Source organism: Tabrizicola oligotrophica (assembly GCF_011008935.1).
Taxonomy (GTDB): Bacteria; Pseudomonadota; Alphaproteobacteria; order Rhodobacterales; family Rhodobacteraceae; genus Tabrizicola_A; species Tabrizicola_A oligotrophica.
Genome location: NZ_JAAIVJ010000001.1, coordinates 192,493 through 207,432, shown reverse-complemented (window position 1 = coordinate 207,432; position 14,940 = coordinate 192,493). Strand labels below are relative to the sequence as shown.

General features: G+C 64.0%; 19 protein-coding genes. All 19 read right to left on the bottom strand.

The window, feature by feature from the left end; genetic code table 11:
* Positions 1-2 precede the first annotated feature (2 nt).
* Positions 3-2,171: an NADH-quinone oxidoreductase subunit L gene (gene nuoL / locus G4Z14_RS01025; protein ID WP_164622899.1), complete on the bottom strand. Its 2,169-nt coding sequence runs from the start codon at positions 2,169-2,171 to the stop codon at positions 3-5.
* 4 nt (positions 2,172-2,175) lie between these two features.
* Positions 2,176-2,481 (bottom strand): NADH-quinone oxidoreductase subunit NuoK, encoded by a 306-nt coding sequence (gene nuoK / locus G4Z14_RS01020; protein ID WP_164622897.1) that lies wholly within the window; start codon positions 2,479-2,481, stop codon positions 2,176-2,178.
* 141 nt (positions 2,482-2,622) lie between these two features.
* Entirely contained in the window at positions 2,623-3,237 is a 615-nt protein-coding gene (locus tag G4Z14_RS01015; protein ID WP_164622895.1) for an NADH-quinone oxidoreductase subunit J, read from the bottom strand.
* The gene (locus tag G4Z14_RS01010) at positions 3,234-3,644 is read right to left on the bottom strand and encodes a carboxymuconolactone decarboxylase family protein (RefSeq protein WP_164622893.1); all 411 of its coding nucleotides are present in this window, start codon (positions 3,642-3,644) and stop codon (positions 3,234-3,236) included. The genes G4Z14_RS01015 and G4Z14_RS01010 overlap by 4 nt, the downstream gene beginning before the upstream one ends.
* Positions 3,645-3,650: 6 nt before the next feature.
* The gene (gene nuoI, locus G4Z14_RS01005; protein ID WP_164622891.1) at positions 3,651-4,142 is read right to left on the bottom strand and encodes an NADH-quinone oxidoreductase subunit NuoI; all 492 of its coding nucleotides are present in this window, start codon (positions 4,140-4,142) and stop codon (positions 3,651-3,653) included.
* Complete coding sequence (locus tag G4Z14_RS01000) at positions 4,139-4,882, bottom strand: class I SAM-dependent methyltransferase (RefSeq protein ID WP_164622889.1); 744 nt, start codon at positions 4,880-4,882, stop codon at positions 4,139-4,141. The genes nuoI and G4Z14_RS01000 overlap by 4 nt, the downstream gene beginning before the upstream one ends.
* A 3-nt stretch (positions 4,883-4,885) precedes the next feature.
* Complete coding sequence (gene nuoH / locus G4Z14_RS00995) at positions 4,886-5,923, bottom strand: NADH-quinone oxidoreductase subunit NuoH (protein WP_164622888.1); 1,038 nt, start codon at positions 5,921-5,923, stop codon at positions 4,886-4,888.
* Positions 5,924-5,953: 30 nt separating this feature from the next.
* Complete coding sequence (locus G4Z14_RS00990) at positions 5,954-6,361, bottom strand: hypothetical protein (RefSeq protein WP_164622887.1); 408 nt, start codon at positions 6,359-6,361, stop codon at positions 5,954-5,956.
* A gap of 7 nt (positions 6,362-6,368) precedes the next feature.
* Entirely contained in the window at positions 6,369-8,378 is a 2,010-nt protein-coding gene (gene nuoG / locus G4Z14_RS00985; protein WP_164622886.1) for an NADH-quinone oxidoreductase subunit NuoG, read from the bottom strand.
* Positions 8,379-8,447: 69 nt separating this feature from the next.
* On the bottom strand, positions 8,448-8,846 hold the full coding sequence (locus tag G4Z14_RS00980; protein WP_164622885.1) for a DUF5333 domain-containing protein: 399 nt from the start codon (positions 8,844-8,846) through the stop codon (positions 8,448-8,450).
* Between the two features lie 77 nt (positions 8,847-8,923).
* On the bottom strand, positions 8,924-9,223 hold the full coding sequence (locus G4Z14_RS00975; protein ID WP_164622884.1) for a hypothetical protein: 300 nt from the start codon (positions 9,221-9,223) through the stop codon (positions 8,924-8,926).
* Positions 9,224-9,241: 18 nt separating this feature from the next.
* Entirely contained in the window at positions 9,242-10,537 is a 1,296-nt protein-coding gene (gene nuoF / locus G4Z14_RS00970) for an NADH-quinone oxidoreductase subunit NuoF (protein ID WP_164622883.1), read from the bottom strand.
* A gap of 13 nt (positions 10,538-10,550) precedes the next feature.
* A complete protein-coding gene (locus tag G4Z14_RS00965; RefSeq protein WP_164622882.1) occupies positions 10,551-10,799 on the bottom strand; it encodes a DUF5337 domain-containing protein in 249 nt (82 codons plus the stop codon).
* Positions 10,780-11,025, bottom strand: a complete 246-nt coding sequence (locus G4Z14_RS00960) for a hypothetical protein (RefSeq protein WP_164622881.1) — start codon at positions 11,023-11,025, stop codon at positions 10,780-10,782. Before G4Z14_RS00960 ends, G4Z14_RS00965 begins: the two co-directional genes overlap by 20 nt.
* Positions 11,026-11,037: 12 nt before the next feature.
* Positions 11,038-12,177 (bottom strand): NADH-quinone oxidoreductase subunit E, encoded by a 1,140-nt coding sequence (locus G4Z14_RS00955; RefSeq protein ID WP_164622880.1) that lies wholly within the window; start codon positions 12,175-12,177, stop codon positions 11,038-11,040.
* Positions 12,177-13,418 (bottom strand): NADH-quinone oxidoreductase subunit D, encoded by a 1,242-nt coding sequence (locus tag G4Z14_RS00950; RefSeq protein WP_164622879.1) that lies wholly within the window; start codon positions 13,416-13,418, stop codon positions 12,177-12,179. Before G4Z14_RS00950 ends, G4Z14_RS00955 begins: the two co-directional genes overlap by 1 nt.
* Before the next feature lie 3 nt (positions 13,419-13,421).
* Entirely contained in the window at positions 13,422-14,024 is a 603-nt protein-coding gene (locus G4Z14_RS00945) for an NADH-quinone oxidoreductase subunit C (RefSeq protein WP_164622878.1), read from the bottom strand.
* Between the two features lie 9 nt (positions 14,025-14,033).
* The gene (locus G4Z14_RS00940) at positions 14,034-14,567 is read right to left on the bottom strand and encodes a NuoB/complex I 20 kDa subunit family protein (protein WP_227751453.1); all 534 of its coding nucleotides are present in this window, start codon (positions 14,565-14,567) and stop codon (positions 14,034-14,036) included.
* On the bottom strand, positions 14,558-14,926 hold the full coding sequence (locus G4Z14_RS00935) for an NADH-quinone oxidoreductase subunit A (RefSeq protein ID WP_321572987.1): 369 nt from the start codon (positions 14,924-14,926) through the stop codon (positions 14,558-14,560). Before G4Z14_RS00935 ends, G4Z14_RS00940 begins: the two co-directional genes overlap by 10 nt.
* Positions 14,927-14,940 lie beyond the last annotated feature (14 nt).

Below are 14,940 nucleotides of genomic sequence, written 5' to 3'. Positions count from 1 at the left end.
GTTCAGTGACCCCCGAGAACCGTCCAGGTGAGGAGCGATGCGATCCCCAGAACCATGGCAAAGGCGTAGGTGAAGACATAACCCGACTGGGCCTTGCCCGCGAGCCTGGTGAAGAAGGGGATGATCCCCATGGCGATGCCGTTCAAGGCGCCGTCGATGACCGAGCCATCGCCCTTTTGCCAGAGGAACCGGCCAAGTGCTTTCGCCAGGCGCACGAAGATCACCTCGTAAAGCTCGTCGAAATACCACTTGTTCAGGAGGAACAGGTAGAGCGGGCGCTGCTGGGCGGCCAGCTTGGCCGGCAGCTCGGGGCTGCGGATGTAGAACTTCCACGCCAGCGCCAGCCCAAGGATCATGGCGATGAAGGGCGAGACCTTGACCCAGACCGGCGCCTCATGCGCGGCATGAAGCGTGGGGGCGCCCTTCACATCCATGAAGATCGCGCCGGCCGGAGCCGCGCCGGGGGCGGCATGGCCTGCCTCGGGCGCGGCTTCGGCCGTCACCGCGGCCTCGTCGTGGCCAGCCTCGGTGGCGGCGACAGCCTCCCCTTCGGCCGGAGCGGCTTCGGTGGTGGCGTGTTCGGTGGTGGTGGCCTCACCCTCGGCCGCAGCCTCTTCGGTGCCGTGTTCGGTGCCATGCGCGGCAGCCGGGGCCATGGCGAACCACGACCGCATCTTCGCCTCGTCGCCGAAGAAGACGCCATACCACAGCATGCCCGCGAACACCGCGCCGGCGGCCAGAACCCCGAGCGGCACCAGCATGGTGGCCGGCGATTCATGCGCATGGTCATGGGCATGATGGTCGCCGCGCGGCTTGCCCCAGAAGGTGAGGAACATCAGGCGCCACGAGTAGAACGAGGTCATGAAGGCGGCGACCACCAGAAGCCAGAAGGCATAGCTGGAGCCGGCATAGGCGGACTCAATGACCGCGTCTTTCGACAGGAAGCCGGCAAAGCCGTAATGGGTCAGCGGAATGCCGACGCCTGTGATGGCAAGCGTGCCGATCAGCATGGCCCAGAACGTGAGCGGGATCTTCTTGCGCAGACCGCCGTAATTCCGCATGTCCTGCTCATGGTGCATGGCATGGATGACCGAGCCGGCGCCAAGGAACAGCATGGCCTTGAAGAATGCGTGCGTGAACAGGTGGAACATCGCCACCGGATAGACGCCCACCCCGGCGGCCACGAACATGTAGCCAAGCTGCGAACAGGTCGAATAGGCGATGACGCGCTTGATGTCGTTCTGCACCAGACCCACGGTCGCGGCGAAGAAGGCGGTGGTGGCGCCAAGGACGGTGATGAAGGCCGAGGCCTCGGGCGCGTATTCGTAAAGCGGCGACATCCGGCAGACGAGGAACACCCCCGCCGTCACCATGGTCGCGGCGTGGATCAGCGCCGACACCGGGGTCGGGCCTTCCATCGCGTCCGGCAGCCAGGTGTGCAGGAGAAGCTGCGCCGACTTGCCCATGGCGCCGATGAACAGGAGAACGCCCAGCAGGTTGGCGGCATTCCATTCGGTCCAGAGGAAGCGCAGGTTGGTTTCGGCCAGCACCGGAGCGGCGGCGAACACGTCGTCGAACTTGATCGAGTCGGTCAGGTAAAAGAGGCCGAAGATGCCAAGGGCAAAGCCGAAGTCACCGACGCGGTTGACGACAAAGGCCTTAATGGCGGCGGCATTGGCCGAGGGCTTGCGGTAGTAGAAGCCGATCAGGAGGTAGGAGGCGACGCCCACGCCTTCCCAGCCGAAGAACATCTGGACAAGGTTGTCGGCCGTGACCAGCGACAGCATGGCAAAGGTGAAGAACGAGAGGTAAGCGAAGAAGCGCGCCCGGTAGGGCTCGCCATGCGCCCAGTTGTCGTCATGCGCCATGTAGCCGAACGAGTAGAGATGGACGAGTGCCGAGACCGAGTTCACCACCACCAGCATGATGGCGGTCAGCCGGTCAAGCCGGATGCCCCATTCGGTCGACAGCGCACCGGATTCAATGAACCGTAGCACGGTGATGTGCTGGGTCACGCCGTCGAAGGTCAGGAAGATGTTCCACGACAGCGCGGCGGCGAGGAAGATCATCGCAGTGGTCAGGATCTGCGCCGGCTTCTCGCCGATCAGGCGCCAGCCAAAGCCGCAGAGGATGGCCCCGATCAGCGGAGCAAAGAGAATGATCTGAGCCATCGCGTCAGCCTTTCATCACGTTGACGTCTTCGACGTCGATGGTGCCGCGGTTGCGGAAGAACACCACGAGGATCGCCAGACCGATCGCCGCTTCGGCGGCGGCCACGGTCAGCACGAACAGGGTGAAGACCTGCCCGACGAGATCGCCGAGGTAGGAGGAGAAGGCGACGAAGTTGATGTTCACCGCCAGAAGCATCAGTTCGATCGACATGAGGATGACGATGACGTTCTTCCGGTTCAGGAAGATGCCGAAGATGCCGATGACGAACAGCGCCGCTGCCACCGTCAGGTAATGTTCAAGTCCTACCATTCTCATGTCCCTCAGGGCTTGGTGCCCATTGTCTTGTCTGGATGGTGGGTCAATGACCCACCCTACCTGTCGTCCTATCGGCGCAGGGTAGAGCCCCACCCTGCCCGTCATTGCGTAGGGTGGGTCAATGACCCACCAAAGTCACAACCCCTGCCCCGGTTTCACATCCTTCAGCTCCAGCGCCTTGGCCGGATCGCGCCACATCTGGGCCAGCACGTTCTGGCGCTTGACGTCCTTCCTGTGCCGCATGGTCAGAAGGATCGCGCCGATCATGGCGACCAGCAGGATCAGGCCGGCAAGCTGGAATAGGAGGATGTATTTGTCATAGAGCATCAACCCCAGCGCGCGGGTGTTCTCCACCTGATCCGCCGCCGGCGCCACCGCGGCGCGCAGGCCCATGGCGCCCTCGGCCTGAGTCCACGCGCCGACGCCAAGCGCCAGTTCCATCAGGATCACCACCCCCACCAAAAGCGCCAAGGGCATGGTGCGCGCCATCTCGCCCTTAAGTTCGGTGAAGTCGACGTCGAGCATCATGACCACGAACAGGAACAAGACCGCCACCGCGCCGACATAGACGATGATGAGCAGCATGGCGACGAATTCGGCGCCCAGAAGCACGAAGAGCCCGGCCGAGGACAGGAAGGCGAGGATCAGCCACAAGACCGAATGCACCGGGTTGCGGCTGACGGTAACCATCAGGCCCGCGGCCACCGTCACCACGGCAAAGGCATAGAAGGCGTAATCTGCGACGGTCATGCGTCTTTCTCCTCGGTCTCGGCAAAGACGGACTGGGCGATTTCCAGCGCCTTTTGCATGGCGGGCAGGCCGCCGAACATGCTCATTTGCCAGATCACCTCGGCGATCTCGCGTTTCGTGGCCCCTGCCGTCAGCGCCTGCCGGATGGTCAGCCGCATCTGCGGCTCGGCCTGCGCGCCCAGCACCGTCAGCGCCGCAATCGTCACCAGAAGGCGCGTGCGGGCGTCCAGCCCCTCGGGGTTGAAGGTCTTGCCGAACCAGGCCTCGATCCACTCTTTCGGCATGGTCGGAAAGAGCTTTTCAAAGCCCTTCACATCCATGCCCTCCAGGGCCGGACGGAAGGCAGCCGCCATCTTCTGGCCCTGCTCCATCATCTGCTGGAAGATCTGCGTGAAGGCTTCGGTCATGTCAGATCACCGGTACGGGGCGTCGAGTTCAAGGTTGCGGGCGATCTCGGCCTCCCAGCGGGCGCCGTTCTCAAGGAGTTTTTCCTTGGTGTAGAACAGTTCCTCGCGGGTCTCGGTCGAAAACTCGAAGTTCGGCCCCTCGACGATGGCATCGACCGGGCAGGCCTCCTGGCAGAAGCCGCAATAGATGCATTTGGTCATGTCGATGTCATAGCGCGTGGTCCGGCGCGAGCCGTCGTCGCGCGGTTCGGCGTCGATGGTGATGGCCTGCGCCGGGCAGATCGCCTCGCAGAGCTTGCAGGCGATGCAGCGTTCCTCGCCGTTCGGATAGCGGCGCAGCGCATGTTCACCGCGGAAGCGCGGCGACAAGGGGCCCTTTTCATGCGGGTAGTTCAGCGTCGCCTTGGGGGCGAAGAAATACTTCATGCCAAGGCCGAAGCCCTTGATGAAATCCATCAGCAGGAAGTATTTGGTGGCGCGGCCAAAGTCGATGCTCATTGCTCGCTCTCCTCGTCAGAGCTTTTCTTCCACTTGGTCTCGTAGTCGGCCTGCAAGGCCGCTCCGCCCAGGTGGCTGTCCGCCAGTTTGCGGACCTCATAATACAGGAACACGCGGCCCGGAGGCAGCTTGTCGTCATATTCGCGTCGCCGCGACGCGCCCTTGTTGTCGGGCAGATCGAAGGACCGCATTTCAGGATCATTCGGCAGGGCGATGCAGCGCACCACTTCGCAATGCGCCATGTATTTCCAGAACGACCAGACAAGATCGGGCTGGAACTGATAAAAGCCATGCCCTGGCCAGCCGTTGAAGGGCGTTGCAGACACGAAGGTGCCGCCCGCCCGCAGCATGTGGAAGATGTTCTGGAAGGACTGCGCGACGTTGAACACATGTTCCAGCGTGCCGCCGTCGAGAATGAAGTCGAAGCGGCCGTGCAGATCCTTCGGCACCGGCTGGTTCAGGTCGTGCAGGATCTCGGCGCCTTCGTAGGCGGAAAAATCCATGGTCTGCACCGCGCCGAAGCCCAGCTTTTCCAGCATCGGCTCGGCAAAGCCGCTGTCGTCGAACAGCTCGTCCACCTTGGCCTTGTGGCCGTAATCCTTCAGCGCCGTCTTGTAATAGGCGCGGTTGCGGGCTTTCAGCACCGACTTCTGCCGGCCAAGCATGACCGAGGCCTCGGGACGCGCGATGCGCGGCCCAAGCTCGGCCAGTTGGCGGAAAAGGGGAACCGAAATGCCCATGGATCAGCCGCCCACCGTCCAGCGCGCCCAGAAGGTGCCGAACACTTCGTACTTCGCCAGGAAGGACACAATCACGACCCAGGCCAGCGACATCGGCAGGAAGACTTTCCAGCCGATCCGCATCAGCTGGTCATAGCGGTAGCGCGGCACGATGGCCTTCACCATGGCGAAGAAGAAGAAGAACACCCACATCTTCGCCACCATCCACCACCAGCCATCGGCGATGCCGGGGATGGGCGACAGCCAGCCGCCGAAGAACAGCAGCGAAATCAGCGCGCACATCAGGAAGATGGCGATGTATTCGCCGGCCATGAACAGAAGGTACGGGGTCGAGGAATATTCCACCATGAAGCCGGCGACGAGTTCCGATTCCGCTTCCGGCAGGTCGAAGGGCGGGCGGTTGGTTTCCGCGAGCGCCGAGATGAAGAACAGGAACACCATCGGGAAATGCGGCAGCCAGTACCAGTTCAGAAGGCCCAGATCGCCGTCCTGCGCCGCCACGATGGACCCAAAGCTCATCGAGCCGGTCGAGATGATGATGCCGATGATGATGAGGCCAAGGCTGACTTCGTAGGAGATCATCTGCGCCGCCGACCGCAGCGAGCCGAGGAAGGGGTATTTCGAGTTCGAGGCCCAGCCGCCCATGATGACGCCGTAGACCTCAAGCGAGGAGGCGGCAAAGACGAAGAGGATCGCCACGTTGATGTCGGCCAGGACCCAGCCCTGATCGAAGGGCACCACCGCCCAGGCGAGGATGGCGAGGACGAAGGACAGCATCGGGGCAAGGAAGAACACCGGGCGGTCGGCGCCGGCCGGGATGACGATTTCCTTGACGACATATTTCAGCGCGTCGGCCACCGATTGCAAAAGCCCGAAGGCCCCCACCACGTTCGGCCCCTTGCGCATCTGCACCGCCGCCCAGATCTTCCGGTCGCCGTAGACGAGGAACAGAAGGCTCAGCATCACGAAGGCGATGATCGCAAGGCTTTGCAGCGCAATCAGCACCGCAATTCCGAGGCCCGTTTGAAAGAAGTCAGCCATGATCCCTCACGTCCCTTTAGCCTTTTGGCCTTAAACCGTTGGTATACCTTGCGCAGCACAGTCGCGCACGGTCACTTCGGCATCTATCGTTTTCAACCCTTCGGGCAGCGCCGCCGAGATGGTGTAAACCGCATCCCCGCGCCAAGTTCCACCCTGATTATCGACATTTGTCCGCACATGACGGGCAAATCCAAAGCCCCGGATCAGCGCATATTGCGCCGCAGCACAGGCCGCATAGGCGGCCACGTCCCGATTGTCGCGCGCGCCGGTCATCTCCACCCGGAAATTCACCAGATCGCCGTCCAGCAGGATGGTCTCGATCCCGGTGTAGCGGGGCGCGACCGTCCCTTGCGAAGCCTGCTCGCTGCCCCCGCCGCAGCCGACCAGAACCGCCGAAGCGATCCCGATCAGGCCAAGCGTCTGGCAGGTAGCGCGCATGGGCCGGTTACTCCGCCGCCAGTTTGCCGGAGGCGCGGGCCGACGCCATCGCCGCCAGCTCGCCCATCACGGCAGAGGCCCGCGCGATGGGGTTGGTCAGGTAGAACTCGCGGACCGCGGGCCGGAAGGTGGCCTTGGCCGGGGCCTTGACCGCCAGCGGCTGCCAGTCATTCGCCGCCACCTCGTCGATGCGCCCGAGGTGCGGGTGCTTGGCGACAAGCGCGGCGCGCAGGGCCGCAAGGCTGTCCCACGGCAGGGTCTGGCCGACCTCGGCCGACAGCGCCCGCAGGATCGCCCAGTTTTCCTTGGCCGCGCCCGGCGCGAAGCCGGCACGCATCGCCAGTTGCGGGCGGCCCTCGGTGTTGACGAAGAGCCCGTTTTCTTCCGTATAGGCGGCACCCGGCAGGATCACGTCGGCGCGCAGCGCGCCGCGGTCGCCATGGCTGCCCTGATAGATCACGAAGGGACCGGCGGCGATGTCCACCTCATCGGACCCGAGGTTGTAGATCACCTCGGCCCCTTCGGTGGCCTTGGCCAGACCGCCCTCGGTGACGGCGCCGACATCCATCGCGCCGACACGACCCGCAGCCGTATGCAGCACCATGAACTTGGCCCCTGCCCCCGTCGCATAGGCCATGGCCTGCGACAGAACCGCCTCGCCGTCCGCCTCATTGATCGCGCCCTGGCCGATGATGACGACGGTGTTGTCCTTGGCCTGCACCTTGGCCACCAGATCGACCAGCGCGGCGCGGTCAGTGCCCATGTGCTTGTAGTCATAGGTCAGATCGGCGGCTTCGCCGATCAGCCCCACCATCGCGCCCTTGGTCCAGGCCTTGCGGATGCGGGCGTTCAGAACCGGGCTTTCGACGCGCGGATTGGTGCCGATCAGCAGGATCACCTTGGCCGAGTCGATGTCCTCGATCGCGGCGGTGCCGACATAGGCCGAGCGGTTGCCCACCGGAAGCTTCGCATTGTCGGTGCGGCATTCCACCGAACCGCCGAGCGATTCCACCAGCGTTTTCAGCGAATAAGCCGCCTCGACCGGGGCGAGATCACCCACAAGGCCGGCCACCTTCTTGCCCTTCATCGCGGCGGCGGCGGCACCCAGCGCCTCGCCCCACGACGCCTTGCGCAGCTTGCCGTTCTCGCGGATGTAGGGCGTGTCCAGCCGCTGCCGGCGCAGACCGTCCCAGATGAAGCGCGACTTGTCGGAAATCCATTCCTCGTTCACGCCGTCATGGTTGCGCGGCAGGATGCGCATGACTTCGCGGCCTTTGGTGTCGATGCGGATGTTGGCGCCAAGCGCGTCCATCACGTCGATCGACTCGGTCTTGGTCAGCTCCCACGGGCGGGCGGTGAAGGCATAGGGTTTCGAGGTCAGCGCGCCGACCGGGCAGAGGTCGATGATGTTGCCCTGCAGGTTCGAATCCAGCGTCAGGTTCAGGTAGCTGGTGATCTCGCTGTCCTCGCCCCGGCCGGTCTGGCCCATCTGGGTGATGCCGGCGACCTCGGTGGTGAAGCGCACGCAGCGGGTGCAGGAGATGCAGCGCGTCATCTCGGTCTTGACCAAGGGGCCGAGGTTCAGGTTGTCGCTGGCGCGCTTCGGCTCGCGGTAGCGCGAGAAGTCGACGCCGTAGGCCATCGCCTGATCCTGCAGGTCGCATTCGCCACCCTGATCGCAGATCGGGCAATCGAGCGGGTGGTTGATGAGCAGGAACTCCATCACCCCCTCGCGGGCCTTCTTCACCATCGGCGAAGTGGTCTTGACCACCGGCGCCTCGCCGTTCGGGCCGGGGCGCAGGTCGCGCACCTGCATGGCGCAGGAGGCGGCGGGCTTCGGCGGGCCACCGACGACCTCGACCAGACACATCCGGCAGTTGCCCGCGATCGACAGCCGCTCGTGGTAGCAGAAGCGCGGAATTTCCACGCCCGCCACCTCGGCGGCCTGAATGATGGTCATCGCGCCATCCACCTCGACCTCGATGCCGTCGATGCTGATCTTCTTGAGGTTGGTCATCTGCCTACCCGTCCTTCACTGGTTCCGCCTCCGGGCCTTCCCGAAACCGGCAATCTCTTTCCCGCGCCCTTACTCGTCGGACCGCAACAGCTGCCCGATGAGCGTATCCTTGGCGATTTCTTCCGCACCCACCGTGCAAAAGGCCGCACCCTGCCCCGGCACCGCGCCGCGCGCCGCAAGCCAGTCGGCGGCGGCGGCCTTGCGGCGGGTCTTTTCGGCCTTGTCCTCGACAAAGGCCGAAACCTCGTCACGGCTATAGCCCTTGTCGAGCGCGTAATCCCGCAGCGACATCAGTTCTCCCAGCGCCCGCAGCTTGCGGGCCGAGATGGTGTCGCAATTGTCGTCAATGGCATCGGCAATGAAGCCCATGAGCAGGGTTTCATTGATGTGCTTTTCCGCAGTGATCGGCTCCAGCGCCAAGGCGGGGGCGGCGATCAGGGCGAAAGCAAGGGGCAAGGTGGTTTTCATGAGGGCCTCCAAAGGTTTGCCTGCCCCTTCAGATGGGGCAAACCCCTTTGATATGCCATGACGGGCGGCTGTCATCGTCATGCGCAGCCCCCGTCGAACAGCCAGTTTCCGCCGACAAAGCGGCCAAGCGCCCGCGGATCGACCCGGCCGCCGCGCCCGGCGCAAAAGCGTTCGGCCACGCGCTTGGCAGTCAGGCCCTGATCGAAGGCCAGCGCGTCGGTTTCGGCCGAAATCGTCATCTGCGCGCCTGTGAGCGTCGGCTGCAGGTCGACGAGATAGGCCACGCCCTCATGCGACACGGACACCGGCCCGCTGGCAGCCAGCGGCATCGGGCGCGAGCCCGGTGCGACGCAAGCGGTCAGAAGACCCATGGACATGATCGCAATCCCCTTCACTTACTCGGCCGCCAGCGCGCCCATGCGGCCGGTCTTCTTCGCCTTGATGCGGTCCTCGATCTCCTCGCGGAAGGCGCGGACAAGGCCCTGGATCGGCCAGGCCGCCGCGTCGCCAAGGGCGCAGATCGTGTGGCCTTCAACCTGCTTGGTGACGGAAAGCAGCATGTCGATTTCCTCGACCTCCGCCTCGCCGCGCACCAGCCGGTCCATCACCCGCATCATCCAGCCGGTGCCTTCACGGCAGGGCGTGCATTGGCCGCAGCTTTCATGCTTGTAGAACTTCGACAGCCGCCAGATCGCCTTGATGACATCGGTCGAATTGTCCATGACAATCACCGCCGCGGTGCCAAGACCCGAGCGCTGCTCGCGCAGCCAGTCGAAATCCATCAGCGCATCGTCGCACTGGGCCTGCGTCAGCAAAGGCACCGAAGAGCCGCCCGGAATGACCGCTTTCAGGTTCTTCCAGCCGCCGCGCACGCCGCCGCAATGCCGCTCCAAAAGCTCTTTCAGCGGGATCGACATGGCTTCTTCAACCACGCAGGGGTTATTCACATGGCCCGAGATGCCGAAAAGCTTGGTCCCGGCGTTGTTCGGGCGGCCGAAGGAGGCGAACCAGTCGGCCCCGCGGCGCAGGATGGTCGGAACGACGGCGATGGATTCGACGTTGTTCACCGTGGTCGGACAGCCGTACAGACCCGAGCCAGCCGGGAACGGCGGCTTCATCCGCGGCATGCCCTTCTTGCCCTCAAGGCTTTCCAGAAGCGCGGTTTCCTCGCCGCAAATATAGGCGCCGGCGCCGTGGTGCAGGTAAAGGTCGAAATCCCAGCCGGATTTCGCGGCGTTCTTGCCCAGAAGCCCCGCCTCATAGCATTCGTCGATCGCCGCCTGCAGCGCCTCACGCTCGCGGATGTATTCGCCGCGAATGTAGATGTAGCAGGTGTTCGCCCCCATGGCGAAAGAGGCAATCAGCGCGCCTTCGATCAGCGTGTGCGGGTCATGCCGCATGATCTCGCGGTCCTTGCAGGTCCCGGGCTCGGATTCGTCGGCGTTGATCACCAGATAGGACGGGCGGCCATCGGACTGCTTCGGCATGAAGGACCATTTCAGACCCGTCGGGAAGCCCGCCCCGCCCCGGCCCCGCAGGCCGGAGGCCTTGACGATCTCCACCAGCTTGTCGCGGCCGAGCTTGATGAGGTCGGCCGTGCCGTTCCAGTGGCCACGCTTCTTCGCGCCCGCAAGGGAGCGGTCATGCATCCCGTAGAGGTTGGTAAAGATGCGGTCCTGATCCTTGAGCATGATGCCCCTCTTCCTAACCCCGGCGCTTGCGCCAGATCTGATACGTCACGGCCAATGACCAGATGAACCCGGCCAGCGCCGCAAGATCGACGAGCAGGGTGTATTTCGCCGGCCACCCCATCTCGCCGCCCACAACCTGCGCCCCCATCCACAGGATCATGGTGCCGGCCAGCACAATCGCGGCCAGCCGCGCCTGTTTCGCCGTTTCCTGATCCCGCCCGGGGCCGCTCACCGCATCGCCCTTAATGATGCGCGTGACCATGGTCATCGCCATGGTCGTCGAATTCCGCCCGCTCGACGCCGCCCGATCCGAGCAGCACGCCGAAGACGCCGAAGGTCACAAGGCCGACCAGCACCGCCGGCGACAGGGCGACATCGCCGATCGCCCGCGCGGCCACGGCAGCCAGAAGCCCCGCGCCCGCCGCCACCAGCCAGCCGCCGGCCCAGGGGCCGTCAACGGGTTCGTGTTCGTGATGATGGTCAGCCATCCCCTGCCCCCGTCAGTAATTGTTGGTCTTGGCGCGGGTGAGGAATTCCTCGACCCCCACCTCGCCGATCAGCCGGGCCTGCGCCACCCAGCGGTCGCGGCTGGCGCGGCCCTTGAAGCCCTTGAGGTTGCCGTCGATCCAGGCAATCTCGGCCTCACCCCAAACGGCGATCTGGTCGAAGTGGAAGATGCCCAGATCGTTCAGCAGCTTTTCCAGCGCCGGGCCGATGCCTTCGAGGGTCTTCAGATCATCGGCCTTGCCCTTTTTCGGCGCCTTGAGCGCCTTGGGCTGCTTGCCCGCTTCGGCCTTGGCCACGACTTTGGCGGCCACTTCGGCAACCTTGGCCTTCACGGCCTTTTCAGCCTTGGCCACGCCCTCGGCGGCCTTGGCGGCCACCGCGCCGGCAGCTTCCTTCACCGCCGCCTTGGCCTTGGTCGCCACCGGCACCCCAAGCCAGGGCGTGGTCAGCGGCACTTCGGTGCCGTCGATGCGCTTCACGGTGTCGCGGATGTCGACGGCCAGCTGGGCCGAGGCATTGTATTGCTTGCGCCCCGATTCAAACTCTTTCAGGCTGGTCAGCCCGGTCAGCGGCTCGGCGGCATAGCGGCCGTTCTGCGGCCCCGGCACCGGAACCTCGCCCTTGGAGAAGCGGCCGATCAGGTCGCGCAGCTTTCCGGCCGTCAGGTCTTCGTAATAGTCCTTGCCGATCTGCGCCATCGGGGCATTGGCGCAGGCGCCCATGCATTCGACTTCTTCCCAGGAAAACTTGCCATCCGCCGACAGGGCATGCGGGGCTTTCGAGATCAGCTCCTGGCAAACCGCAATCAGCTCCTCGGCGCCGCAGATCATGCAGGACGTCGTACCGCAGATCTGGATATGGGCAACAGAACCAACGGGTTGCAGCTGGAACATGAAGTAGAAGGTCGCCACTTCCAGCGCCCGGATATAGGCCATGCCCAGCATGTCGGCGACATGTTCGATCGCCGGGCGGGTCAGCCAGCCGTGCTGCTCCTGCGCGCGCCACAGCAAGGGAATGACCGCCGAGGCCTGACGGCCCTCGGGGTATTTGGAAATCTGCCCCTTGGCCCAGGCAAGGTTCGCCGGGGTGAATTCAAAGGACGCAGGCTGGTCTTTGTGCAGACGGCGCAGCATTAGCGGTCAACCTCCCCGAACACGATGTCCATCGTGCCGATGATCGCGGAGACGTCTGCAAGCTGGTGGCCTTTGCAGATGTAGTCCATGGATTGCAGGTGCATGTAGCCCGGCGCGCGGATCTTGGCGCGGTAGGGTTTGTTCGAACCATCGGCCTTGAGATAGACGCCGAATTCCCCCTTCGGGGCCTCGACCGCGGCGTAAACCTCGCCCGCCGGAACGTGGAAGCCCTCGGTGTAAAGCTTGAAATGGTGGATCAGCGCTTCCATCGAGCGCTTCATCTCGCCCCGCTTCGGCGGGCTGATCTTGCCGCGCGCCATCACGTCGCCTTGGCCCTCGGGCGCGCGCAGCTTGGCAATCGCCTGATGGATGATCTTCAGGCTTTCGTCCATCTCGGCCATGCGGCAGAGGTAGCGGTCATAGCAGTCGCCGTTCTTGCCGACCGGAATCTGGAAGTCGAATTCCGAATACAGCTCATAGGGCTGGCTGCGGCGCAGATCCCACGGCAGGCCCGAGCCGCGCACCATGACGCCAGAGAAGCCCCAGTCGGAAATGTCCTTCTCGGTCACGATGCCGATATCGGCATTGCGCTGCTTGAAGATGCGGTTTTCGGTCAGAAGCCCGTGCAGGTCGGCCAGAACCCGCGGGAATTCCTTGGCCCACTGCTCGATGTCGTCGATCAGCGCCGGCGGCAGGTCTTGGTGAACGCCGCCGGGGCGGAAATAGGCGGCGTGCAGCCGCGCCCCGCAGGCCCGCTCATAGAACACCATCAGCTTTTCGCGTTCCTCAAAGCCCCAGAGCGGCGGGGTCAGGGCGCCGACGTCCATCGCCTGCGTGGTGACGTTCAGGAGGTGGTTCAGGATGCGGCCGATTTCGCTGTAAAGCACCCGGATCAGGCTCGCCCGCCGCGGCACCTCGGTGCCGGTCAGCCGCTCGATCGCCAGACACCAGGCATGTTCCTGGTTCATCGGCGCCACATAATCCAGCCGGTCGAAATACGGCAGGTTCTGCAGATAGGTCCGGCTTTCCATCAGCTTTTCGGTGCCGCGGTGCAACAGCCCGATATGGGGGTCGCAGCGTTCGACAATCTCGCCGTCAAGCTCCAGCACCAGACGCAAAACACCATGCGCGGCAGGGTGTTGCGGGCCGAAGTTGATGTTGAAGTTGCGAATGCGATGCTCGCCGGCCTCTGCGTCGCGGCTGCCGTCGTCGTAGGAGTTCTGCCGAATGTCGCCGTCCATGGCTTACCCCGCCTTCTTTTCGTCGCCCGGAAGGATGTATTGCGCACCCTCCCACGGCGACATGAAATCAAACTGCCGATATTCCTGCACCAGACTCACCGGCTCATAGACCACGCGCTTTTGCGCCTCGTCATAGCGCACCTCGGTATAACCGGTGGTCGGGAAATCCTTGCGCAGGGGATGGCCGCGGAAGCCGTAGTCGGTGAGAATCCGGCGCAGGTCGGGGTGGCCCGAGAACAGGATGCCGAACATGTCGAACACCTCGCGCTCCAGCCAGTTGGCGCCGGGATGCAGCGCCACGATCGAGGGCACCATTTCTTCCTCGGAGGTCGCCAGCTTCACCCGGATGCGGATGTTCTGGTACATCGACAGGAAGTGATAGACCACGTCAAAGCGCGGGTCGCGCTCGGGGTGGTCGACGGCGGTGATGTCGACCAGCGAGGTAAACCGGCAGGCGGCATCGTCGCGCAGGAATTCGACAAAGCTTTCCAGATGCGCAGGCTGCACGGTGACGTTCAGCTCGCCAAAGGCGATCTCCGTGGCCACCACGGCATCTTGCCGCTTCAGTTCCAGATAGGCGCCAAGTTCTGCAAGGGCTTCCGACATTTGAACCTCTCAGCGCACAAGGGTGCCGGTGCGGCGGATCTTCCGCTGCAACTGCAAGATACCGTACAGGAGCGCCTCGGCCGTAGGAGGGCAGCCCGGCACATAGACGTCGACCGGAACGATGCGGTCACAGCCGCGCACCACCGAATAGCTGTAGTGGTAATAGCCGCCGCCATTGGCGCAGGACCCCATCGAGATCACATAACGCGGCTCGGGCATCTGGTCATAGACCTTGCGCAACGCCGGGGCCATCTTGTTGGTCAAGGTGCCGGCGACGATCATCAGGTCGGACTGGCGCGGGCTGGCGCGCGGCGCGGTGCCGAACCGCTCAAGGTCATAGCGCGGCATCGAGGTGTGCATCATCTCGACCGCGCAGCAGGCCAGACCGAAGGTCATCCAATGGAGCGAGCCATTGCGCGCCCAGTTGATGATGTCCTCGGTGGTGGTGAGGAGGAACCCCTTGTCCTGCAACTCGCGGTTCAGGGCCTGGGTGGCCACCTCGCGGTCGGCCCCCGCGGTATTCGCGCCGGTCATCACGCCCATTCCAAGGCCCCCTTCTTCCATTCATAGGCAAAGCCCACGGTCAGAACGCCAAGGAACACCATCATCGACCAGAACCCCAGCATCGAGATTTCGCCAAAGGCCACCGCCCAGGGGAAAAGGAACGCAACTTCAAGGTCGAAGATGATGAACAGGATCGACACGAGGTAGAACCGCACGTCGAACTTCATGCGCGCATCGTCAAAGGCGTTGAACCCGCATTCATAGGCCGAAACCTTCTCCGGGTCGGGGTTGCGCACGGCAATCACGGCGGCGGCGAGGATCAGCACAAGGCCAAGTCCGACAGCAATGGCAAGAAGAACGAGGATCGGCAGGTATTCTCGCAACAGCGGATTGTCCACGAGCGGTCTCCTTT

Coding starts and splice junctions, on each gene's coding strand:
- G4Z14_RS01010 (WP_164622893.1), bottom strand. CDS start 3,644: ATGACCGAAGCCTTCACGCAGATCTTCCAGCAGATGATGGAGCAGGGC.
- G4Z14_RS00960 (WP_164622881.1), bottom strand. CDS start 11,025: ATGGCTGACCATCATCACGAACACGAACCCGTTGACGGCCCCTGGGCC.
- G4Z14_RS00965 (WP_164622882.1), bottom strand. CDS start 10,799: ATGGTCACGCGCATCATTAAGGGCGATGCGGTGAGCGGCCCCGGGCGG.
- G4Z14_RS00945 (WP_164622878.1), bottom strand. CDS start 14,024: ATGTCGGAAGCCCTTGCAGAACTTGGCGCCTATCTGGAACTGAAGCGG.
- nuoF (WP_164622883.1), bottom strand. CDS start 10,537: ATGCTCAAGGATCAGGACCGCATCTTTACCAACCTCTACGGGATGCAT.
- G4Z14_RS00950 (WP_164622879.1), bottom strand. CDS start 13,418: ATGGACGGCGACATTCGGCAGAACTCCTACGACGACGGCAGCCGCGAC.
- G4Z14_RS00940 (WP_227751453.1), bottom strand. CDS start 14,567: ATGGGCGTGATGACCGGCGCGAATACCGCGGGGGCCGACCGCGAGGTG.
- nuoH (WP_164622888.1), bottom strand. CDS start 5,923: ATGGCTGACTTCTTTCAAACGGGCCTCGGAATTGCGGTGCTGATTGCG.
- nuoG (WP_164622886.1), bottom strand. CDS start 8,378: ATGACCAACCTCAAGAAGATCAGCATCGACGGCATCGAGGTCGAGGTG.
- nuoL (WP_164622899.1), bottom strand. CDS start 2,171: ATGGCTCAGATCATTCTCTTTGCTCCGCTGATCGGGGCCATCCTCTGC.
- G4Z14_RS01015 (WP_164622895.1), bottom strand. CDS start 3,237: ATGACCGTCGCAGATTACGCCTTCTATGCCTTTGCCGTGGTGACGGTG.
- G4Z14_RS00990 (WP_164622887.1), bottom strand. CDS start 6,361: ATGCGCGCTACCTGCCAGACGCTTGGCCTGATCGGGATCGCTTCGGCG.
- G4Z14_RS01000 (WP_164622889.1), bottom strand. CDS start 4,882: ATGGGCATTTCGGTTCCCCTTTTCCGCCAACTGGCCGAGCTTGGGCCG.
- nuoK (WP_164622897.1), bottom strand. CDS start 2,481: ATGGTAGGACTTGAACATTACCTGACGGTGGCAGCGGCGCTGTTCGTC.
- G4Z14_RS00955 (WP_164622880.1), bottom strand. CDS start 12,177: ATGCTGCGCCGTCTGCACAAAGACCAGCCTGCGTCCTTTGAATTCACC.
- nuoI (WP_164622891.1), bottom strand. CDS start 4,142: ATGAGCATCGACTTTGGCCGCGCCACCAAATACTTCCTGCTGATGGAT.
- G4Z14_RS00975 (WP_164622884.1), bottom strand. CDS start 9,223: ATGTCCATGGGTCTTCTGACCGCTTGCGTCGCACCGGGCTCGCGCCCG.
- G4Z14_RS00980 (WP_164622885.1), bottom strand. CDS start 8,846: ATGAAAACCACCTTGCCCCTTGCTTTCGCCCTGATCGCCGCCCCCGCC.